Below are 22,002 nucleotides of genomic sequence, written 5' to 3'. Positions count from 1 at the left end.
GAATATTATGACATTACTAGACGGAAAAAAAGTTTCCAACGAGATAAAGGACGAGATTACCTTAGAGGTAGCGAAGATGAAAGAACGCGGTGAGAAAGTACCTCATTTGGCAGCTGTTCTGGTAGGTAATGACGGAGCAAGTCTAACGTATGTAGGTAGCAAAGTACGCTCGTGCAAAAAAATTGGTTTTGAATCTACTTTAATTCACTTGCCTAGTGAAACTACAGAAGAAGAGCTGTTAAATAAAGTTCATGAGCTTAACGCCAATGCGGATATTGACGGGTATATTGTGCAACTACCTTTGCCAAAGCATATAGACGAGGAAAAGGTTTTAATGGCTGTTGATCCGGATAAAGATGTAGACGGATTCCACCCTACAAACTTCGGAAAAATGGCATTGGATATGGAAACCTTCATATCTGCCACTCCTTTTGGTATTATGGAACTTCTTAAGCGTTATAAGGTAGATACTCAGGGAAAACATGCCGTTGTTATTGGCCGTAGTCATATTGTAGGTAGACCCATTAGCATTTTAATGAGCCAGAAAGGAGAAGCCGCAAACTGTACGGTTACCTTAGCTCATAGTAGAACTCAGAATATTAAGGAATTGACTTTGCAGGCAGATATAATTGTATCTGCGTTGGGTGTTCCACACTTTTTAAAAGGCGATATGGTCAAAGAGGGTGCGGTTATCATAGATGTTGGTATTACCAGGGTTTCCGATGAAACCAAGGAAAAAGGATATTATATTACCGGTGATGTTGATTTTGAAGAGGTTAGTCCTAAAGCTTCATTTATAACTCCTGTTCCTGGCGGTGTTGGGCCAATGACCATTGCTATGCTTCTTAAAAATACCCTTTTAGCCAGAGAAAGACATAGAAATAGCTAAATGTGCATTAGAATTTTTATTGATTTTTTGAGTCGATAAAATTGGGTTTTGCGGCTATGGGTTTTTTATAGCTTTAATTCTTTTCTGTTTTCTCGTTTAAGTGCAACAATTGTTTAGTTTTGAGCGTTAGCGCTTTATAAACCAACCATCTTATGTTAGAAGCACTTGCCTCTGCCGATATTCAATTGGATCCTTTCTTTGATTTATCCATGGATTATCTTTGTGTTGCTGGATACGATGGATATTTTAGAAAAATAAATCCTGCGTTTATTGAATTGTTGGGGTATTCTAAAGAGGAGCTGTTTTCTTCCCTTATTTGTGAATTTATTTATGAGGAAGACCGTGAACTGACCGCCTCCCACAGAAAAAGTCTGATAAATAATAAGCCTTTAGTCAATTTTGAGAATCGGTATATCTGTAAATCCGGAGAATTGGTATGGCTGCATTGGACATCTATCCCCATGCCGGACAAGCAATTGGTCTATGCTATAGCCAAAAACATAACCCACAAAAAGAACTTGGAGTCGGAACGTATCTCCCATGTGGCTCATTTATCAAAAATAAACCAACAACTTAAACAGCTAAATTACACTACTTCACATGATTTAAGGTCTCCGGTCAACAACTTACTTTATCTGGCGGATATTCTGGGGTCTAACGATAATAGTGATGAGGATAATGAAAAAATACTTGAATATATAAAGCAATCTGCACAAGGCCTTAAAACTTCATTAAACTCCTATGTAGATGCGTTAAAGGAAAATGAAGAATCTAATGTTAGGGTAGAGGAAGTGTATTTTGAAACTATTTTTCAAAAAGTACAAAACTCTATCAGTTCTTTAATCAAGGACTCAAAAGCAAAATTTTATGCGGACTTTTCCGGAATGGAAAGTGTAGAGTTCAATACGTCTTACATGGAGAGTATTTTTCTTAATCTTATTACCAACTCAATCAAATACGCTAGGCCGGACAGCTTCCCTGAAATTAAGATTACCACAACCGAAAATAACGGTGAAAAGACATTTACTTTTTCTGATAACGGACTTGGTTTTGACATGGAAAAAGTGGGGCACCTAATCTTTAACCTAAATCAAAGATTTCACAATACTAAAGACAGTAAAGGAGTGGGATTATATTTAGTGCATAACCATATAACCAGTCTAGGAGGTAGTATAAGTGTAGAAAGTAAAGTAAACGAGGGTAGTACTTTTACCATTAAATTTAAATCTTGATCGGTGCCAATTTTTAACGGGATTCTAATATTAATCCTTCCGTACATTGATTATCCGCTTCTCGTATGGCTCGTATTTTAAGACATCCGGTTAGTAGTTTGTAATTTGTTTAGAGTTTTTTATAAAAATCCAAACAAACGTTTTGCTGAAGAAAAAATTGTTCATTCGATGAAAATAATTGGAGATTAAGCAACAATTGTCTTATACTTAGCGTTTTAAATTCGTTATACCTTACCAAAACCAATGAGACAGTTAATAGAAACCGAAAACTTTAAGCTAGATCCGTTCTTTAACTTATCAACAGATAATCTTTGTATCACAGATTTTGAAGGTTTCTTTAAGAAAGTAAATCCTGCCTTTACAAAACTTTTGGGGTATACGGATAAGGAACTGTATTCAAAGCCCATAACGGAGTTTATTTATGAGGAAGACCGCGAGTTAACGGCCCGGCATGGTCAGAACTTGATCAATAACATTCCTTTGTGCAATTTTGAAAATAGATACGTTTCTAAAACTGGGGAGTTGGTATGGCTGTACTGGACGGCTACCCCGTCCGTAGATGAAGGCTTGGTCTATGCCATAGCCAAGGATATAACACATAAAAAAGAATTGGAGAATGAGCGCATTTCTCTTGTAAGTGACTTAGTGAAAACAAATGAAAAGCTCAAACAGTTAAACCATATTACTTCCCATGATTTAAGGTCGCCCGTAAATAATTTGGTCTATCTCGTAGAAATGCTGGATACCAACAAAATCAATGATGACACCACCTTACAGATTTTAGAGCACGTAAAACGCTCTGCAGATGGATTGAAGGAATCATTAAACGCTTATGTTGACGCCGTAACGGAAAGCGAAAGCGTTGCAGAGGCACTGGATGACGTTTATTTCAATGAGGTATTTCAAGAGGTTACACAATCCATTGGTACGTTGCTGAGCGGTTACAATGTAGATTTTATTACGGATTTTTCCGAGGCGGAATTCGTTCCGTTCAATGGAGAATATATGAAGAGTATTTTTCTAAACTTGATTTCCAATTCAACCAAATATGCAAGGCCTGGCGTCGCACCTATTATTTCTATCAAGACTCAAATGGATAGGGGCCGGAAAAAGTTGATTTATATGGATAATGGCTTGGGGTTTGATATGAAAAAATATGGCCACCTTATTTTTGAACTCAGTCAAAACTTCCATAATGCCAATGGTAACAAGGGACTTGGCCTATACTTGGTAAAAAAGCATATAACCAGTTTAGGCGGAAGTATACAGGTGGATAGCAAAATAAATCAGGGAACCACCTTTACCATTGTATTCGAAGAATGGTCGTAAGAAGTAATAACGGGTTCCAAACGCCTAGTTTAGAAATTTCTTTTCCTTTAAAACCTTTCCTGTAATTACGGTATCTCCGGGTTTTATAACTTCAATATCATTGCTGTCATCAATACTGCAACTACTTATTACGATGATTACCGTAAGAAGGAACAATACAAACGCGAACTTTTTCATAGGTCAAGTAATAATAGATTTGAATGTACATAACGTTTAAAACAGCGTTTTATGTATAAATTTTGCATAATCTTTACACGTTGAAATGCAGGTGCTAAGGCAAAACCTTTACTTTTGCGGCTTTTGCATATTCCATGGCCAATACAAACCGTTTTTCTTTCGTAGACCCTGCTAAAAGTCCAATTTTTTACGGTTATGTTATTTTGGTAATCGGTACCATTGGTATTTACTGTAGTATTCCTGGCCAAACCATTGGTGTATCTGTATTTACCGATCCCGTAAAGGATGCTTTAGGTTTGAGTAGGAACCAGTTTAGTAATGCGTATATGATCGGTACTATATGTAGTTCTTTGGTTATTGGTCGTGCCGGGGTTTGGTTTGATAAGTATGGGGCTCGCTACGTGGCATTTTTTGCCGCGATTACATTGGCAGTGGCTCTTATGCTCTGTTCTTGGTCCGTACAAATGAGTACGTTCGTAAAAAGCTTGTTAAACGTTGATACGTGGCTTGTTCCCTTTGTTATAATGGCTTCCCTCTTTTTTGTTCTAAGGTTTTCTGGCCAAGGAGTACTTACTATGGCTTCCCGTAATGTTATCATGATTTGGTTCGATAAGAATAGGGGTAAGGTCAATGCAATTAGCAGTGTGGCCATATCGTTTGGTTTTTCATCTTCACCGCTCTGGGTAAATGCACTCATTGAAAGTTATAGTTGGCAGGTTACATGGCAAATATTGGCTGCGGCACTAGTGGTTTTCTCAATTTGTATCTTACAGTTTTATAAGAATAAACCGGAAGAGCACGGTCTATTACCGGATGGCGAAGTTTTGGTGAACCAAGAAGAGTCCAAGAACATACCCTTGGCAAAACAGTATACGGCAAAAGAAGCACAGCAGACCCGGGCATTTTGGATGTATGCGTTGATCTTATCATTTAATAGTTTTTTTATTACCGGGTTAACTTTTCACGTAGTATCCGTTTTTGCCAGTGAAGGATTTCCGAAAGATGATGCCATATCCATATTTTTGCCGGCATCCGTCGTAGCAGTAACCATTTCTCTAATTTTTAATTTTTTAAGCGATTACCTGCATCTTAAACTTTATTTGTATTTGATGATTTTAGGAGGGATTATGGCTTCCGTGGGTTTTTTGTTCCTGTCCTCTTCTTTTGGTATTCCCATGCTAATTGGTGGCTTTGGAGTTTTAGGCGGCTTTTTTGCCGTACTTAACGCTATTGTATGGCCTCGTTTCTTTGGCCGTACGCATTTAGGGGCCATAACCGGTAAGGTGATGTCGTTTTTAATTTTGGGAAGCGCTCTTGCACCACCCATTTTCAGTCTTTGTTTCAGTACGTTTGGGTCGTATAGGTTACTTGGGTATCTAGGACTTGTTTTTCTACTTTTTTTGGCCATAGGTTCGGTTAAGGCAAATAATCCGCAGTAATCATAATTTGATTTATAATTACAATTAGATAGCTTTCTATTTTGTTTTTTTCAGACTTCTCTGGGTTCTAAATCCTTTTCTAAACCCTAGAAGAGGCATAGTTTGTTCTTTGATAGGCAGCTGGTAAAGTTGCATTTTGATTCTTGCGCTATTGTTCCTAGATTTAGGTGTTGTAGCAATGTGCCTCAATTTTGCTATGATGATGGAATTAACGAAAACCTAAACAACCTATTAAAATGAAAAAAATGGCCCTGGCGCTATCTCTTGTGGTAGCCCTTGTCTCATGTAAAACCGAGACAAAAAAAGACGAAGTGACAAAAGCGGCTTCCACGGCCGAAACCACCCCGGAAGCAGATGAATGGATTTACCTTTTTGACGGGACTACTACAGAAGGCTGGCGTGCCTATAACGGAGATGATTTGCCGCCGCAATGGGTAGTTAAGGACGGAGCCCTAACTTTTGATACCGAAAAACGAACCGAAGCAAATAGAAAAGGCGGTAAGGATATTATCTATGCGGCCCAAGAGTTCGATAATTTTGAACTGTATTGGGAATGGAAAATACCGGAAGGAGGTAATAGCGGATTGTTGTATCATATTCAAGAAGGGGATTGGAGCATACCCGAGGTCTCTCCCGAATATCAGATGCTGGATGACCTTAAATGGGAAGAAATTAATAATGCCAAGTTAGAGGAATGGCAAAAAACAGGTGCGGATTACGCCATGCACTTACCGGATGTAAGTCAAAAAATAGTCAAGCCTGCGGGAGAGTGGAATACGTCACGCATCATTTTTACCCCAGAAAATGTAGAGCATTGGCTTAACGGAAAAAAACTATTGTCTTTCGTGCCCTGGTCAGAAGACTGGAAAGAACGTAAGGCCAAAGGAAAATGGAAAGATGCTCCTAAATACGGATCTTTTAAAAAGGGTTATATCGGTTTTCAGGACCATGATAGTCCACTTTGGCTTAAAAATGTAAAAATCAAACAACTTTAGAATACTAAACTACATACTCAAACAATCCAAATTACTTGAAAATGAATAAAAGAGAATTTTTAAAAAGCGCGGCGGCCGTATCTTCGTTCGCTTTGTTGCCCAATGCGGCGTGGGCTTTCCAAAATGGAAAAAGACTTAGAACGGCCCATATTGGTGTGGGTAATATGGGAGCTGAAGATTTGAACGCAATTGCTTCTCATGGTTCTGTAGATGTTGTTGCGTTATGCGATGTAGATTCCGTCAACTTGGCAAAAGCACATAAACTGCACCCAGGGGCACGTGTGTTTTTTGATTATAGGGCTATGCTAAATGAAATGGGAGATGAGATTGATGCCGTAGTCGTTTCTACACCGGACCATACCCATGCGCCTGCTTCCTTAATGGCTATGGAAATGAACAAGCCCGTGTACTGTCAGAAGCCATTGACTCATTATGTAGATGAATCAAGAAAAATGATGCAGTTGGCCAAAGAAAAGAATTTGGTGACCCAAATGGGCATTCAGGTGCATTCGTTTTATGATTACCGCTTGGCTACCCTTTTAATTCAAAGTGGTATCATAGGCAAGGTACATACTGTACATGCCTGGTCTCCCAAATCATGGGGTTACAACGGAGATGAGCCTCAAGGGGAAGACCCGGTGCCGGACCAATTGGATTGGAACCTTTGGTTAGGTACGTCCAAAGAACGCCCTTATAAAGAGGGGTACTACCATCCCGGCAAATGGAGAAGGCTGTTAGATTATGGTTGCGGTACATTGGGTGATATGGGGGTACATATTTTTGATACACCTTATAATGCCCTTAATTTAGATGTGCCTTTAACTATTAAAAATGAATGTCGTGAGCCTAACGGGTATGGTTTTCCTGAGAACAATACCGTAACCTATGAATTCCCTGGAACGGAATACACTACAAAAAACCTTAAATGGATTTGGTATGACGGCCCTGGAATGCCACCGGAGCATGAAGATTTAATATTGCCGGACAGTAAAGGTGCGGGCAAACAACAAAAAAATGGCGCAGGTCAAAAAAATGATATATCGTTAGATGCAGGTGTAGCCGGAGCAGGTCAATTACCTGATCAAGGTGCTATGTTCATTGGTAAAAAGGGACGTTTGTTACTACCTCATTTTATGCAATTGCCAAAGAAAATTGTAAAAGGTAAATATGTGGATATCTCCAAAGAAATTGCTGAGGTTTCCAAAGCCAATAATTTAGGAGAGCCTATTCGCAATTATGATACGGAAGGTCCAAAGCATTATCATCAGTTTGTTGATGCCTGCTTGGGTAAAGGGCAGACTACGGCTCCTTTTTCGTATGCAGGACGTTTAACAGAGACTATTTTGCTTGGTGTAATTGCCGGTCGTTTTCCTAATCAGACCTTGCATTGGGATGCGCAGAGTGCTAAATTTTCCGAGGATGAAGCCAATCAATTCTTAGGTGGTGATTACCGAGAGTTTTAATAAGACGGATTATGAATAGATTAATTACTACAATTTTCATCGGTCTTTTTCTAAATGTTTCCCTTTTCGGTCAAACAGGAAAGGTATTTGACGAATTGACCCTAAAAAGCGAAATCTTAAAAGGGGAACGCAAGTATGCGGTATACCTGCCTCCGGATTACGAAACCTCACAACGTTCCTATCCCGTTCTTTATTTGTTGCACGGCGCGGGTGATGACCAAACAGGTTGGGTACAGTTTGGAGAGGTTCTACGCATTACTGACAACGCGATAAAAGCGGGTACGGCCACATCAATGATAATTGTTATGCCCGATGCCAATACGGGTAAACGTGGTTATTTTAATCAAGGAAAGGATTGGCGTTATGAAGATTTCTTTTTTGAGGAATTTATGCCCCATATAGAGAAGAAGTACCGCATTAAGGCCGAAAAACGTTACAGGGCTATTTCTGGACTTTCCATGGGGGGAGGAGGAACCTTTATGTATGCAATGCACCGGCCTGAACTCTTTTCTTCGGCTTGTCCATTAAGTGCTTATGTTGGACCGTTAACTATTGCCGATTTTAAAGAACGGTTAAAGAAAAGCGATGTAAAGTATAGTGAAGCTGAAATAAAGGAATATTTCAAAAAGCATAATGCGTTGGAATTGTTAAAGACCGTACCGGAAGAAGATGTTAAATCCGTTAGGTGGTATATAGATTGTGGTGATGATGATTTCTTGTTCGAGGGCAATAGTTTAGTGCATATTGCCATGACAAAAAAGAAAATTCCACATGAATACCGAGTGCGCGATGGCGGCCATACTTGGACGTATTGGCGGGAATCACTACCGGAGGTTCTTGGTTTTGTGTCCGATGCTTTTCATCAGCATTAATGGTAGGTATCCGTTTTGAGGGAATAAAATAAAATTAAAAATATAGAATGATTTACAGAAGATTCGGGAGAACCGGTTGGCAAGTTAGTGAAGTAGGGTACGGTATGTGGGGAATGGCCGGTTGGACACAATCAGATGATGAACAGTCTGCTAAATCGTTGGATTTAGCGGTTGAAAACGGGGTTAATTTTTTTGATACCGCATGGGGTTATGGTGAGGGGCATAGTGAGGAGTTGCTAGGGGAACTTATCCGTAGGCATCCCAAAACCAAATTGTATTCCGCAAGTAAGATTCCGCCTAAAAATTTTAACTGGCCGGCAAGACCGGAATATGCATTTGAGGATTCCTATCCTACAAATCACATTATTGAGTATACAGAGAAAACCTTGACCAATCTGGGCATGGAACGTATAGATTTAATGCAGTTTCATACTTGGGACGATGGGTGGTCTCACCGTGAGGAATGGCAACGGGCTATTGAAGACTTAAAGAAGTCCGGCAAGATTGGCGCCATGGGCATCAGTGTAAACAGGTGGGAGCCCGAAAACGGAATCAAGGCCTTAAAAACAGGTTTGATAGATGCCGTACAGGTCATTTATAATATTTTTGACCAAAATCCCGAAGACGTACTTTTTCCTTTGTGTGAGGAGATGGATATTGCCGTAATTGCACGTGTTCCTTTTGATGAAGGCACTTTGACCGGTAACCTTACCAAGGAAACCACCTTTCCAGAGGGAGATTGGCGAGGTACCTATTTTGTTCCGGAAAACTTAAATTCTAGTGTAGAACATGCAGAAGCGTTAAGACCATTAATTCCAGAAGGAATGACCATGGCCGAAATGGCACTGCGATTTATATTGGAGAACAAGACTATTGGTACGACCATACCTGGTATGCGAAAAGAGCGTAATGTTTTGGCCAATACAGCAACCAGTGATGGAAACGGATTACCAAAGGAACTCATAGAAGAATTGAAAAAACACCGTTGGGTAAGAAAGCCCACCGAGTGGTCACAATAGAATACTACTGTGCCACTCTGAGCACAGTCAAAGAGTGGTACGGTTTTTACTTGGCGAATAACTGTTCCATATCCTTAAATGCTTTAAATTCTAAAGCGTTTCCCGCAGGGTCTAAAAAGAACATCGTAGCCTGTTCACCGGTCTGGCCCTTAAATCGTACGTAAGGTTCAATTACGAAAGTGACTCCTTTTTCTTTAAGTTCTTGCGAGAAGGAGTCAAAAACGTCCCAAGGTAAAACAACACCATAATGCGGTACGGGTACATTCTTGCCATCTACTGGGTTGCTATGGATACCTTCGGTCTCTGTTTTTGGCTTGTAGTGGATTACCAATTGATGTCCAAATAGATTGAAATCTACCCAATGGTCACTACTACGGCCTTCTTCACAGTTTAACGTTTCTCTATAGAATGTTCGGCATTCATCTAGATTATGAACGGGTATAGCAATATGAAAAGGGGTTACGGTTTGCATATTTTTTGGGAATTAATGATTTAAAAAATCTACGATTTGGTCATTTATATGTTCTTGGTGCATAGAGTGTCCAAGGCCCTTTGTACGAACAAAAGTACTATTTTTCCAGTGGGCATGAACAGCTTCGGAAGCATGAAAAGGAGCTAGTTTATCTTCTTGATCATGAAACAAAAGTCCTTTTTTGGTATTCTTTTCGGCAAAGCGTGAAGACGAAAATTCAGCTACGGTAAAACCAAAACGTTTTAAGACAAGTGCTTCTAACGCTTTGCGGACCGTATTGTTGAAATTTAACAGTCGCTGATAGTGGTCCATGATTTCATAAAACTCGGAAGGTGAGCCAATTGTAACCATTTTTTCAACATTTGGATTTTGATGATTAAATTCATTGTACATCAAGGTCATACCACCAACCGAATGTCCTATTAGGTATTTTGGATCGTGCTTTTGAATCATGGCCTGCACCCCATCGGAATATAGGGGTACGTTTAAATATTTCCCGGAAGAATACCCGTGTGCAGGAGCATCAAACGCCACAATATTGTAATCTGCCTCACGAAGCTTGGCTATGAGATTACGCCATCTAAACGTGTTGCTTTCCCACCCATGAACCAAAAGAACCGTCTCTTTATTTCCTGGCCAGTGATAAGTCTGTAACGTATGCTTTTTAACTTCAATAGTGTCACCTTTTGCTTGGTCTAGATATTCCTTTTGATTAGGGAGTACCCTGCCTTTTCGTACGGTGCAGAAAACATAAAAAGCTTTCTTAGCGGCTTTTTTCTTGGACACTCTTGCGAGCATATTAAAATAGCGCCCATAGACTTTAGGGAGCATTTTGTTCAGGGTTTTTTGCATAGGTTTTGAGAACTATTTTAAGGGCTTCTTTTTAATCATCCCTCCTTTAATATCTTTTACTACCCCCATTACTATAAAGGCGTTTTTGTCTATTTTATCTATTTCCGTACTTAACCGGGCCAGTTCCAAACGCGTCATTACCGTATAGATAATTTCTGTTGAAACCCGGGAATTTCCATCTTTGGTATATCCTCCTTTTCCATTATAAACCGTGCATGCCCGGCTCATTTTTTCGGTGAGCATTATCCGTATCTCTTCATTTTTAGGGGAAATTACCGTAACGCCAATATACTCTTCTACACCATCAACCACGTAGTTTACGGTCTTTGCGGCTACTAAGTAGGTGAGAATAGCATATAGCGCCGTTTCAATACTTAAAAGATAAGCACCTGCGGAAAAAATGACAATATTAATAAGGAGAAGAACATCACCAATGGTCAAGTGCCATTTTCTACTAAGATAGATGGCCAGTACCTCGGTACCATCAATAACGCTACCACCTCGCATGGCCATACCAATACCTAGACCTAAGAAAAATCCCCCAAAAACGGCAATCAACAGCTTATCACTAGTGATAATAGGGTAGGGGACAAAATGAACCACAATGGCGAGCGCTATAATGGCAAAAATGCTTCGTATGGCAAATTTTCTATTGATGGTCTTGGCACCAAGAAGGATAAACGGCATATTCACCAATACCAATAAAATGCCCAATGAGATATTTGATTTTACCTGGATCAATAGAGAAACCCCAGTGGCCCCACCATCAATAAAATGATTGGGCAATAAAAAACCTTTAAGACCAAAACCTGCAGCGCCTACACCAATTGCAATAAAAAGTATTTCTTTTATGGCATGGACAAACTCTACTTGGCTCAACCTGACTTCTTTAACAAGTTGTCTTTTGGCAATTGCCTTTTCGCCCTTTAATTTGGCTTTGGCGCGTTGTACCAAGAGATATTGTAAAATTGAATTCATGGTACGGTTTTAAATTATAATATGTAACTACGAGGAAAACCTAGTCCCAAGCAACCATCATATATTTGATTTTGGCATCATCCGGAATTTGGACAGCTTCTATATTTACACTTGAGGCATACCGCAAACTAGAAGGCAGCTCCTCTTTACTTATAGTAAAATAGACATCGCTATCTTTTAGAAGAATAACCACGTTGTTCATAGATGTAATGACCTTGCGAATAGTATAGTTGTCTTTAATATCCTTAAAAGTACTACCTAGGCCAACACCTTTATCCGTAGTAAAACGTGGGTCTTCAATGCGAATATTCTCAATAGTGGGTATGCTATCCGAGTTTGGAGTAAGGGTCAATAAGGGTTTTCCCCCTTTTTCGAACACCTTAACTTTTTTACTGTTGTTAGCGCTATTAATGCTGGTGCTATCCTTTACGATAGAATCGTTTTCGTATATAATTTTTAAGTCGCGTACCAGACTAATACGATCCAATTTGCCTACACGGTCTTTTATAATAGAGAAGGACGTGTCCTTTTCTTCATTACAACTTGCGAGACATAGGATTAGGCAGATGCTAATTAGTATACTTTTCATGTATTTGTGTAGATTGTTCGTTGCTATCTGAAAATTGCGTTTTACTTTATCGAATTACTTTTTTCAAAACCCCTAAAACACCACGAATAAAAGTGGCGCTGGTCAGTACCTTTATAACCGGATTCTGGCGTGTGCTTGTGCTTCGTCTTCTAGATGTGGTTTTTGGTTTAGCCTTTTCCTTTGCTGCTTCTGTTTCTGCCTTTTCTATCTTTTCGTTCAAGATCTCATAAGCGCTTTCACGGTCTATGACCTCACCATATTTTGTGACCAACTTAGAATTTTTTATCACAGTTTTCAGCTCGCTTTCCGTTAATACATCCATACGGCTCATGGGGGCGCGAAGCAATGTGGCGGCAAGTGGAGTAGGTCTTCCTTTTTCATCCAAAGCGGAAATCAAGGCTTCTCCAATACCCAAAGAGGTTAAGACTTCTTTAGTGTCGTAATATTCGGAAATAGGGTAGTTTTCAGCCGTAAGTTTAATCGCTTTTCGGTCTCTGGCGGTAAAGGCACGCAGCGCATGCTGAACTTTTAGCCCCAGCTGCGAAAGAACCTCATTGGGAACATCGGCAGGGTTTTGGGTAACAAAGTAAAGCCCTATTCCTTTTGAGCGTATCAACTTTACAATACTTTCAATTTGGTCTAATAGTGCCTTTGAAGCTTCGTTGAAAATTAGGTGGGCTTCGTCTATAAACAGGATTAATTCTGGTCTGTCACTATCGCCTTGCTCAGGAAATGTACTGTAGATTTCCGCCAGTAGGCTCAACATAAAAGTAGAGAACAGTTTTGGGCGGTCTTGAATATCCGTCAAGCGTAAAATGTTAATGTAGCCCCTTCCATTTTCATTAACTCGGGTTAAATCGTCTACATCAAATGATTTTTCGCCAAAAAATAAATCGGCACCTTGCTGCTCTAGCTCTATAATTTTTCTAAGAATGGCACCGGTTGAACTAGAGGAAATTCTACCGTAATCTTTGGTGAATTCCGCTTTGCCCGAACCGGTTGCGTATTGCAGTACTTTCTTAAAATCTTTCAAGTCCAACAGAGGCAATTTGTTGTCATCGCAGTATTTAAAGACCACGGCTACAATACCTTCTTGTGTTTCGGTAAGGTCTAGGATACGTGATAGGAGCACTGGTCCAAATTCTGAAACTGTGGCCCTAAGTTTTACCCCGTCTTGCTCGGAAAGGGATAGAATCTCTACCGGAAACGACTTTGCTTCAAACGGAAGATTGCCTATCATGGCATGACGCTCGTCTATTTTTGGATGACCGGGACTTGGTTGTGCAAGTCCGCTTAAATCACCTTTAAGGTCCATTAACAGAACCGGAATGCCTTTGTCCGACAAATTTTCGGCCAGTACCTGAAGTGTTTTTGTTTTACCTGTTCCCGTTGCTCCTGCAATAAGTCCGTGACGGTTTAATGTCTTTAGGGGCACTTTTACATGGGCATTGGTAACCGCTTCACCATTGAGCATGGCGGCACCCATAACTATATAATCACCTTTGGTGGTATAACCGGTTTCTATATGTTCTACAAATTTGTCTTTAGTTGGCATACGGCGTATTTTGAAGTAAAAATAAGGGAATTTTTACTGTTTAGCCGAGACTTTTAGAGAAGTTTGGGTTTGAACAAAGCTGAATAGGGGCCGTAGGCAATGAAAATTACAGACTTAGCGGATTATTATGCATGCACATAATTTAAGTTTGAGAATTTGGGTTTTGGTATTTTCAACGCGTATCTTTGCACGATGGTTAAAAAGGAAGTTTTACAGGAAGTTGATAAAGGGAACATGTTGCCCTTAATGGAAGAATTTTATACCATACAGGGAGAAGGCTTCCATAAAGGTACAGCAGCATATTTTATTCGTGTAGGTGGTTGCGATGTAGGATGCCATTGGTGCGATGTTAAGGAAAGCTGGAATGCAGAAACCCATCCGCCAACGGCTATTGAGCAGATTACCGAGAACGCCGCTAAGTATTCCGATACTATTGTTATTACAGGTGGGGAACCCCTAACTTGGAATATGCAACCTTTAACCGATGCCCTAAAGGCCAAGAACTTAAAGACCCATATTGAAACTTCTGGTGCTTATCCTTTGACCGGTACGTGGGACTGGATTTGTCTCTCGCCAAAAAAGAACAAATTGCCCATGGGTAAGGTATATGACGAAGCCCATGAGCTAAAGGTTATAGTATACAATAAGCACGACTTAATTTTTGCGGAACAGGAAGCGGCAAAGACGAATAAAGATTGCATTTTGTACCTACAACCAGAATGGAGCGTTCGGGACAAAGTGGTGCCTATGATCGTAGACTATGTTATGCAAAACCCAAAATGGAAGGTAAGCTTACAGACGCATAAGTATTTAAATATTCCGTAATTCTTCTTTAGCGCCCTCCTATAGAGCGTAGGTCTAGAAGGCACTCTGCGTCTAAACTAGGAGGTTCTGGTAGAATACCTTTGGAAGTTTTTGCTTCCAGCATTCTAAGCACATCATTTCCGCTAAGGCGGCACGCAGCCGTAATGGAACCGTTATCCGTTGCACTTTTGGCAGATTTTCCGCTAAAACCACCAAATTGAAGTTCGGCTCGCATCAAGCAACCTTCAACTGAACAGTGGTTGTTGCCTTTTGTATTGCCTTCTTCGTCCAAAACGGGTTTTCCGTCTTCATCACGTTCAATATCCTCATGGTCGTTAACGGGTTGTGTACCCAAGTTTACAAGCCCGAACAGATGGCCAAATTCATGGTTCAATGTAGAATTTTCAACATCGGCATCCGTAATGAAAAAACTTCGGTCCGCCAGTTTACGAATGGTTACTTCGTGTAGGATCATAGAAGTATTCCGGTATACCGCACCTAGGGTTACCAATCCTTCTTCGTCATCATCGCCTTCCGCAGGAGCATCTGCAAAGTAAATGTATAGACCAAGGGTAGAGCCTTCATTGTAAACCGTTCTGTTTTCGGATTCTAGTTTGGCTATTTCTTCCAAAGTCAGATTTTCTTCGTCCGGAGATTCCAGTTTGGTGTATTTTAATTCAATATCTTCTTTGAATGTTCTTTGTTTTAAATAGGATACAAAACCTTCCATGGCCTCTTCGGTTGGCTTAAACCCGTCTACGTAGGCAATCTCTATTAAAAGCTTGGTAAAGTTGTCGTTAGATAAAAGGTCTGTTGCCGAAGCCCCGGCACTTTTAAGGCTAGCTTCTTTGGCCTGGGCAGTCTCTCTCTCCTGAGTTTGTACGGAATCATCTTTGGAACATCCTATAAAAAAGATAAGAGTTAAAACTGCTAGAAGTATTCGTAATTTATTCATCCTTGTATTTTAGGGGCCTTCATTAAGAACAAAAATGGCGAAAAATACTGTTATTTAAGCCATAATTTAGCCAAATAGTCGTAATGTTCGCCGTTTCTTACAAGTTTGCAGTTAAAACCATTGGCCTCAGCGGCTTTTTCTAAGGTGTTGTAATCCAGGTATAACCAGAAAAAAGAATCGCTTTTTTGGTCTTTGTATTTCATTTGGAATTCAATTTCACCATAGTAAGAACCGGTATCCGGTACCCAAACACCACCATCTTCGTCCTCTTCAAACATGTAAATGATATCGCTGGAATCCAATAAAATTTGTGCACCTGGGTTCATTAGGGTTTTTAAGTGTTCCAAGAATTTGGACATATGGTTTAATTTGCCCACAATGCCAATACCGTTCATTAATAATAACAACGTATCGAACTTTTGGTCTTTAAAACTGTAGATATCCGAATACACTACGTTTTGTAAACCGCGTAATTTACATGTTTTGGTGGCTCCTTCGGAATAATCAAGGGCGGTCACGTCCAAACCTTTTTCCTGTAAATACAGACTGTGGCTTCCGGCGCCGCAGCCAACGTCCAAAACCAATCCCTTACAAAGCTGTAGCGCCTCTTGCTCCAGCTTTGGCATTTCTTTGAAGTTTCTGAACAAATAGGGCACAGGAATGACATCTTCTTCATCCAAAGAGGAGAAGGTAATAATGTCTTCCGTGTAGTTGTCTTTTTGAAAATCTAATATGGCACGGCCAAATACGTCTATCATAGGAGAAGTGGTTTGTTTGGCAAAATTGGACTTTTTAAGTATTTCTTGTTTAGTTTTGGTCAGATTTTTAAGAGGATGGAGCAAATTTTAAAGGAACTTCCCAAGAAAGCGAAGGATAAGCACAATGAAAACCGCAAATTTTTTGCCAAGCTTAAAAAGCGGCCACCCAAGAATTTGGATTATGTAATGCAAGAATTACATGATGATGAATTTGAGCGAACCGATTGTTTGGAATGTGCCAATTGCTGTAAAACAACAGGCCCGTTATTTACGAAAGCCGATGTAGAGCGTATTGCTAAATATTTTAGGCTAAAGCCCCAAAAATTCATAGAGCAATATTTACGTGTTGATGAGGAGAACGATTATGTGTTACAGCAAGTTCCCTGCACTTTTTTAGGGGCGGATAACTATTGCTCAATTTATGACGTACGGCCAAAGGCCTGCCGGGAGTTTCCGCATACGGACCGTAAAAAGTTTCAGCAGATCTCTAACCTAACTTTAAAAAACGTGGCCATTTGCCCTGCGGCATTCAATATCGTAGAGAAAATGAAGAAAGCCATTGGTAACTGATTTTTTTTAGAACCTTAATTGAACACGCTGTATGGAGCCCAGAATAGTTGAGCTTGAAGAAAAGAAACTGGTAGGACATGCTTTAAAAATGAGTCTGGCCAATAATCGCACGTTTGAGCTATGGAGCGGTTTTATGTCACTTAAAAAGCATATTACAAATAGTATAGGTTCAGATTTATATTCTTTACAAGTGTATGATACCTTCCCGGGCGAGGTGGGGTTTAATCCAACTACGGAGTTTACAAAGTGGGCGGTCACAGAAGTGAGTGCATACGGCGCGTATGCCAAAGATTTCAAAACCTTGGATTTACATGGGGGATTATACGCAGTGTTCATTCACAAGGGGCCCTCTAGTGAATTTGCTAAAACCATGAATTTTATTTTTAAGGAATGGATACCAAGTTCCAAGTATGAATTGGACCGCAGGCCTCATTTTGAAATTTTAGGAGAGAAATACAAAAACAACCAACCTGATTCCGAAGAAGAGGTTTGGATACCGATAAAATTAAAATAGCAGTTATAGCACCCTTTGTTTTGCAATACTTTAAATTTTCTATATTTAAAGTATGGAATTCATAATCGATTATTTTGAAACTATCCCTTCTTTACACCGTTCGCTTATCTTGGTGGGAGGGATTACTTTTTTTTGGGTGTTAGAAGGCATTGTACCCCTCTTTGGTTTTACCTATAAGAAATGGGAACATGCTTTGCCCAATCTCTTTTTTACGTTTACAACGGTAATCGTAAATTTCGTACTGGCCTTTCTGTTGCTAAAAACCGCAGATTTTACCGTGACCGAAAATTTTGGAATCATCAACTGGTTGCCGGAAATGCCCTTATGGTTGTATGTAATTGTGGGTCTTTTGCTTTTGGATTTGATCGGGGCATACTTGGCACATCTTGTTGAGCATAAAGTAAAGCTTTTGTGGCGAGTTCATTTGGTGCACCATACCGATCATAATGTAGATACCACTACGGCCAACCGCCACCACCCATTAGAAAGCATGATACGTTTTGTCTTTACATTGTTCGGGGTGTTAATTGTGGGTACTCCTATTGGTATTGTTATGTTGTACCAATCACTTTCTCTAGTGGCTACCCAGTTTAATCATGCCAATATTAAAATGCCCAGAAAGCTAGATGAGGTTTTAAGCTGGGTCATTGTTTCACCGGATATGCATAAAGTGCATCATCATTATAAATTACCTTATACGGATAGTAATTATGGAAACATATTTTCTATATGGGATCGTCTGTTTGGAACTTTTATGAAGTTTGATAGAGAAAGTATCGTTTACGGGGTAGATACGTTTCCTGATGAGGTTGAAAACGCAAGCATAAAAGGATTGCTAAAACAGCCCTTTCACAAATCTAGAAAGCCCACCACTTGGTCCGAAACGGAAAGTAGCTTGTAATAACGATTCTATGGTTATGGATAAAGTAAATATTTCTTTCTTACTTTTTTGAATTTAATCAAATCGGGTTGCCAGCTCTCTTTTATGGTTTCCTCGGTTTCTCCGCTTTCTATTTGTTTTTGTAGTTTTTGTGTGCCTGCATGTTTTGTGAATCCACTTGTGATGAACACTTTGGATTTATCCTTGGAGTTGGTGTAGGCATCTATAAGCCATTGAACGGATACCCCGCTCATTTTAGGAAATTCGGATAAATCCTTTCCAAAGCAAATTTTTCCTTTCTCTTTTGGGTTTTTGGAACCAAAATTAGGCATTGGCGTATACCTGAAGCTATATTGGGTGCTATCTAAAAATGAAGCTCCATAACATTGGAACTGTAGTTCCGTTCCTCTTCCGGCATTAACATTGGTGCCTTCAAAAAGACCTAAACTGGGGTAGAGATTAATGGCAATATCGTTGGGTAAATTGGGAGAAGGTCTAACGGCCAAGCTATACTCCGTTTCGTGTGTCCAATTTTCTAAGGATATTACGGTAAGGTTTGCTTTTTTCTCACCTTCTATCCATTGTTCTTCATTGATCATTTGAGCATATTCGCCAATGGTCATTCCATAGACCAATGGAATTTCCGTCATTCCCAAGAAGCCGGTGTGGGCTTTTTCCATAGTAGGCCCATCAATATAATGCGCATTGGGGTTAGGACGATCAAGAACGATCAGAGGTATGTTTTCTGCCGCGCAAGCTTCCATTACCAATTGCAACGTGGCAATATAGGTATAGAACCTAACGCCCACATCTTGAATGTCAAAAAGCACCACATCAATATCCTTTAACTGTGCGGCAGAAGGTTTTCTGTTTTTTCCGTATAGCGAAATGAGCGGAAGTCCGGTTTTACTGTCAACTCCGTCTTTCACCTTTTCGCCGGCATCAACACTGCCTCTAAACCCGTGTTCGGGAGCAAAAACTTTTTTGATATCAACATTCAGGGCCAGTAAAGAATCCACTAGGTGAACGTAGGGGGCGGAAGACTCCGTGTCCGCTTTGGTCGTTTTAAAAATAATGGTAGTCTGGTTTCCTACAACGGCCACTTTCTTTCCTTTTAATAAGGGTAAATAGGCATCGGTCCTATTTGCTGCAACTATAACGGGCTTTTCAACAATAGTATCGTTGGGCACCAAAATTGGTTCTGAACTAGGTTTCTCGGCTTTAGGCGTGTTTCCGCAGGCTATAATAAGCAAAAACCAAATGAAAAATGTACTTTTGAAACAGTTTAAAAACGCCATAGATTGAATTTTGAATATTTTTTGGCCAAGCGGCTCATCAAAGGTGAGGCGCATAAAATTAGTATTTCCGCTCCAATAATAAAAATAGCAATTGCAGCTATTGCCTTGGGGGTTGTAATGATGCTCATTGCTATCGCTACCGGAGTGGGGCTTAAGCATAAAATTCGCGAGAAAGTGGCCGCTTTTAATGGTCATATCCAAATCTCTAGTTACGATAATAATGCTTCGGACGTTTCCGTAATGCCGGTATCGTTAGAACAGGATTTTTATCCGGAATTTAAGGGCGTTGATGGTATTGCCCATGTACAGGCAGTAGCTAGCAAAGCGGGTATCATTAGAACCGAAACTACTTTTGAAGGCATTATTGCCAAGGGGGTAGGTAGTGATTATAATTGGTCTGCTTTTCAAGAGTATTTGGTAGACGGTAAATTGCCCGATTATACGAGCGAGCTAAATGAGGAAGTTCTCATGTCTACGCTCATGGCCAACCGTTTGCACTTAAAAACCGGAGATACATTTTATGCTTTTTTCTTAAAGGATGGCGATGTTTCAAAATTGCCCAACCAACGGAAATTTAAGATTACCGGACTTTACGATAGCGGTTTTGAGGAGTTTGACGGACTCTATCTGTTTACGGACATACGCCATATTCAGCGTATGAACAAATGGGGCAATGATCAAGTGGGGAACTTTGAAATTTTCTTGAATAGTTTTGATGATATAGATGAGAAGAGCAGGGAGATTTATGGTAAAACCCTGTCCACGTTAGATACGCAGACTATTATAGATAAGTATTACAAGATTTTTGAATGGATAAGCCTGTTCGATTTTAATATTATTTTGATCATAGGCATCGTAATTATCGTAAGCGGGTTTAATATGATTACCGCTTTATTAGTGTTGATTTTAGAGCGAACCCAGATGATCGGAATATTAAAGGCTTTAGGGTCCGCCAACTGGAGCATACGTAAAGTGTTTTTGTACAACGCCAGCTACCTCATTGGTATAGGCCTTGTTTGGGGTAATGTCATTGGCTTGGGAGCCATCTTTATTCAGGATAAATTTCAGGTATTAAAATTCCCAAACCCCAAAGAGTATTACATAGATTATGTGCCGGTACATATAGATTTTATTACCGTAGTGGCCTTAAATATTGGCGTGCTGGTACTTTGTGTTATTATGCTTTTGGTGCCGTCCTATATCATCACTAAAATTACTCCCGTTAAGGCAATTAAGTTCGAATAGGGGCACATAGATATGGCCTCTTTTTATATGTGGGACGTTCTTCGTATTTTCCCTATATATAAACCGAACAGTTAGCTCATGAAATACGCGGAAAACATTCTGGACACCATTGGTAATACGCCCTTAGTGAAGTTAAACCGACTAACTTCTGAGTTGCCCTGCATGGTTTTGGCCAAGTACGAAACTTTTAACCCCGGAAATTCCGTCAAGGACCGCATGGCCTTGCAGATGATTAAGGACGCCGAGACCTCAGGTGTATTGAAACCTGGAGGAACAATTATTGAGGCTACTTCAGGAAATACAGGTATGGGTCTGGCATTGGCGGCAACGGTAAAGGGGTACAAGCTTATTTGTGTTATAAGTGATAAACAGTCCAAGGAAAAAATAGATATTCTAAGGGCTATGGGGAGCGAGGTGCACGTTTGCCCTACAGATGTAAAACCTAGTGATCCACGTAGTTATTACTCCACCGCAAAAAGATTGGCAAAAGAAGTACCTAATTCCTGGTACGTTAACCAGTATGATAACCCTAGTAACTCCAAGGCCCATTTTTTGACTACCGGGCCTGAAATATGGGAGCAGACCAATGGCAAGGTTACCCATTTTGTAGTGGGTGTGGGTACGGGCGGAACAATCTCCGGTGTGGGCAGGTTTTTAAAATCAAAGAACCCTAATATTAAAATTTGGGGTGTAGATACCTATGGTTCGGTGTTTAAAAAATATCATGAAACCGGAGTATTCGACCCCAAAGAAATTTATCCATATACCACCGAAGGTATTGGGGAGGACATTCTACCGGAAAATGTAGATTTTGATGTCATTGACGGATTTACAAAAGTTACGGATAAGGATGCAGCGGTTTACACCCAACGTTTGGCTAAAGAAGAGGCTATGTTTTTGGGCAATTCTGCCGGGGCGGCTATAAAAGGGGTATTACAATTAAAGGAACATTTTAAAAAAGATGACCTGATTGTAGTACTTTTTCATGACCATGGGAGCCGGTATGTTGGAAAAATGTTCAATGATGATTGGATGCGTGAAAAAGGGTTTTTAGATTAGCTTTGTAAGACAGGATAAGAAAAACGACTTCTTGTTAAACAGCTACAAAATTTAGTGA

23 protein-coding genes are annotated in these 22,002 nt (G+C 40.0%); 14 read left to right on the top strand and 9 right to left on the bottom strand.

The features are described 5' to 3' along the window. Positions 1–7: 7 nt before the first annotated feature. The 3 genes from folD to H9565_RS06205 all read left to right on the top strand — a co-directional run bounded on the left by folD (position 8) and on the right by H9565_RS06205 (position 3,450). Entirely contained in the window at positions 8–889 is an 882-nt protein-coding gene (gene folD / locus H9565_RS06215) for a bifunctional methylenetetrahydrofolate dehydrogenase/methenyltetrahydrofolate cyclohydrolase FolD (RefSeq protein ID WP_215438362.1), read from the top strand. Between the two features lie 152 nt (positions 890–1,041). Continuing rightward, the gene (locus H9565_RS06210) at positions 1,042–2,121 is read left to right on the top strand and encodes a PAS domain-containing sensor histidine kinase (protein ID WP_215438361.1); all 1,080 of its coding nucleotides are present in this window, start codon (positions 1,042–1,044) and stop codon (positions 2,119–2,121) included. 243 nt (positions 2,122–2,364) lie between these two features. Further along, positions 2,365–3,450: a PAS domain-containing sensor histidine kinase gene (locus H9565_RS06205; protein WP_215438360.1), complete on the top strand. Its 1,086-nt coding sequence runs from the start codon at positions 2,365–2,367 to the stop codon at positions 3,448–3,450. Between the two features lie 24 nt (positions 3,451–3,474). On the opposite strand, the gene H9565_RS06200 is transcribed toward H9565_RS06205, so the two are convergent. Continuing rightward, positions 3,475–3,627 carry a hypothetical protein gene (locus H9565_RS06200; protein ID WP_215438359.1) on the bottom strand — a complete coding sequence of 51 codons (153 nt, stop codon included), beginning with the start codon at positions 3,625–3,627 and terminating at the stop codon, positions 3,475–3,477. 134 nt (positions 3,628–3,761) lie between these two features. On the opposite strand from H9565_RS06200, the gene H9565_RS06195 reads away from it, so the two are divergent. From H9565_RS06195 to H9565_RS06175, 5 genes are all read left to right on the top strand, one after another. Beyond that, complete coding sequence (locus tag H9565_RS06195) at positions 3,762–5,066, top strand: MFS transporter (RefSeq protein WP_215438358.1); 1,305 nt, start codon at positions 3,762–3,764, stop codon at positions 5,064–5,066. 236 nt (positions 5,067–5,302) lie between these two features. Continuing rightward, a complete protein-coding gene (locus H9565_RS06190) occupies positions 5,303–6,061 on the top strand; it encodes a 3-keto-disaccharide hydrolase (protein WP_215438357.1) in 759 nt (252 codons plus the stop codon). Between the two features lie 41 nt (positions 6,062–6,102). Continuing rightward, complete coding sequence (locus H9565_RS06185) at positions 6,103–7,524, top strand: Gfo/Idh/MocA family protein (RefSeq protein ID WP_215438356.1); 1,422 nt, start codon at positions 6,103–6,105, stop codon at positions 7,522–7,524. Positions 7,525–7,535: 11 nt separating this feature from the next. After that, positions 7,536–8,396, top strand: coding sequence for an alpha/beta hydrolase (locus H9565_RS06180; RefSeq protein WP_215438355.1), 861 nt, complete (start codon positions 7,536–7,538; stop codon positions 8,394–8,396). Positions 8,397–8,443: 47 nt separating this feature from the next. Continuing rightward, a complete protein-coding gene (locus tag H9565_RS06175; RefSeq protein ID WP_215438354.1) occupies positions 8,444–9,415 on the top strand; it encodes an aldo/keto reductase in 972 nt (323 codons plus the stop codon). 46 nt (positions 9,416–9,461) lie between these two features. Here the strand turns inward: H9565_RS06175 and H9565_RS06170 are convergent, their stop codons facing one another. The 5 genes from H9565_RS06170 to H9565_RS06150 are packed head-to-tail and all read right to left on the bottom strand — an operon-like array spanning position 9,462 to position 13,861. After that, a complete protein-coding gene (locus H9565_RS06170; RefSeq protein WP_215438353.1) occupies positions 9,462–9,887 on the bottom strand; it encodes a VOC family protein in 426 nt (141 codons plus the stop codon). A gap of 12 nt (positions 9,888–9,899) precedes the next feature. After that, positions 9,900–10,739, bottom strand: a complete 840-nt coding sequence (locus H9565_RS06165) for an alpha/beta fold hydrolase (protein WP_215438352.1) — start codon at positions 10,737–10,739, stop codon at positions 9,900–9,902. Positions 10,740–10,751: 12 nt separating this feature from the next. Then, positions 10,752–11,717 (bottom strand): YitT family protein, encoded by a 966-nt coding sequence (locus H9565_RS06160; RefSeq protein ID WP_215438351.1) that lies wholly within the window; start codon positions 11,715–11,717, stop codon positions 10,752–10,754. A 40-nt stretch (positions 11,718–11,757) separates the two neighbouring features. Continuing rightward, on the bottom strand, positions 11,758–12,306 hold the full coding sequence (locus H9565_RS06155; protein ID WP_215438350.1) for a hypothetical protein: 549 nt from the start codon (positions 12,304–12,306) through the stop codon (positions 11,758–11,760). A gap of 46 nt (positions 12,307–12,352) precedes the next feature. After that, complete coding sequence (locus H9565_RS06150) at positions 12,353–13,861, bottom strand: helicase HerA-like domain-containing protein (protein WP_215438349.1); 1,509 nt, start codon at positions 13,859–13,861, stop codon at positions 12,353–12,355. A gap of 192 nt (positions 13,862–14,053) precedes the next feature. On the opposite strand from H9565_RS06150, the gene H9565_RS06145 reads away from it, so the two are divergent. Beyond that, complete coding sequence (locus tag H9565_RS06145; protein ID WP_215438348.1) at positions 14,054–14,686, top strand: 7-carboxy-7-deazaguanine synthase QueE; 633 nt, start codon at positions 14,054–14,056, stop codon at positions 14,684–14,686. Positions 14,687–14,693: 7 nt separating this feature from the next. Here the strand turns inward: H9565_RS06145 and H9565_RS06140 are convergent, their stop codons facing one another. Next, complete coding sequence (locus H9565_RS06140) at positions 14,694–15,620, bottom strand: hypothetical protein (protein ID WP_215438347.1); 927 nt, start codon at positions 15,618–15,620, stop codon at positions 14,694–14,696. Positions 15,621–15,670: 50 nt separating this feature from the next. After that, a complete protein-coding gene (locus H9565_RS06135; protein ID WP_215438346.1) occupies positions 15,671–16,378 on the bottom strand; it encodes a class I SAM-dependent methyltransferase in 708 nt (235 codons plus the stop codon). A 75-nt stretch (positions 16,379–16,453) separates the two neighbouring features. Here H9565_RS06135 and H9565_RS06130 point away from each other — a divergent pair, with 75 nt between their 5' ends. Genes H9565_RS06130 through H9565_RS06120 form a run of 3 tightly spaced genes read left to right on the top strand, consistent with a single transcriptional unit; the run spans position 16,454 to position 18,363 of the window. Next, positions 16,454–16,948, top strand: coding sequence for a YkgJ family cysteine cluster protein (locus H9565_RS06130; RefSeq protein WP_215438345.1), 495 nt, complete (start codon positions 16,454–16,456; stop codon positions 16,946–16,948). 31 nt (positions 16,949–16,979) lie between these two features. Beyond that, entirely contained in the window at positions 16,980–17,462 is a 483-nt protein-coding gene (locus H9565_RS06125; protein ID WP_215438344.1) for a GyrI-like domain-containing protein, read from the top strand. Between the two features lie 52 nt (positions 17,463–17,514). Further along, on the top strand, positions 17,515–18,363 hold the full coding sequence (locus H9565_RS06120; protein ID WP_215438343.1) for a sterol desaturase family protein: 849 nt from the start codon (positions 17,515–17,517) through the stop codon (positions 18,361–18,363). A gap of 14 nt (positions 18,364–18,377) precedes the next feature. On the opposite strand, the gene H9565_RS06115 is transcribed toward H9565_RS06120, so the two are convergent. Then, on the bottom strand, positions 18,378–19,640 hold the full coding sequence (locus H9565_RS06115) for an exo-beta-N-acetylmuramidase NamZ family protein (RefSeq protein ID WP_215438342.1): 1,263 nt from the start codon (positions 19,638–19,640) through the stop codon (positions 18,378–18,380). A gap of 3 nt (positions 19,641–19,643) precedes the next feature. Between H9565_RS06115 and H9565_RS06110 the strand changes: the two genes are divergently transcribed. Further along, entirely contained in the window at positions 19,644–20,885 is a 1,242-nt protein-coding gene (locus H9565_RS06110; RefSeq protein ID WP_215438341.1) for an ABC transporter permease, read from the top strand. Between the two features lie 78 nt (positions 20,886–20,963). Next, on the top strand, positions 20,964–21,944 hold the full coding sequence (locus H9565_RS06105) for a PLP-dependent cysteine synthase family protein (protein WP_215438340.1): 981 nt from the start codon (positions 20,964–20,966) through the stop codon (positions 21,942–21,944). Positions 21,945–22,002: the final 58 nt, after the last annotated feature.

The sequence above is a fragment of the Zobellia russellii genome (assembly GCF_018728565.1).
GTDB lineage: Bacteria > Bacteroidota > Bacteroidia > Flavobacteriales > Flavobacteriaceae > Zobellia > Zobellia russellii.
The sequence above is the reverse complement of the archived record's forward strand: the minus strand, read 5'-3'. Positions and strand labels throughout refer to the sequence as shown.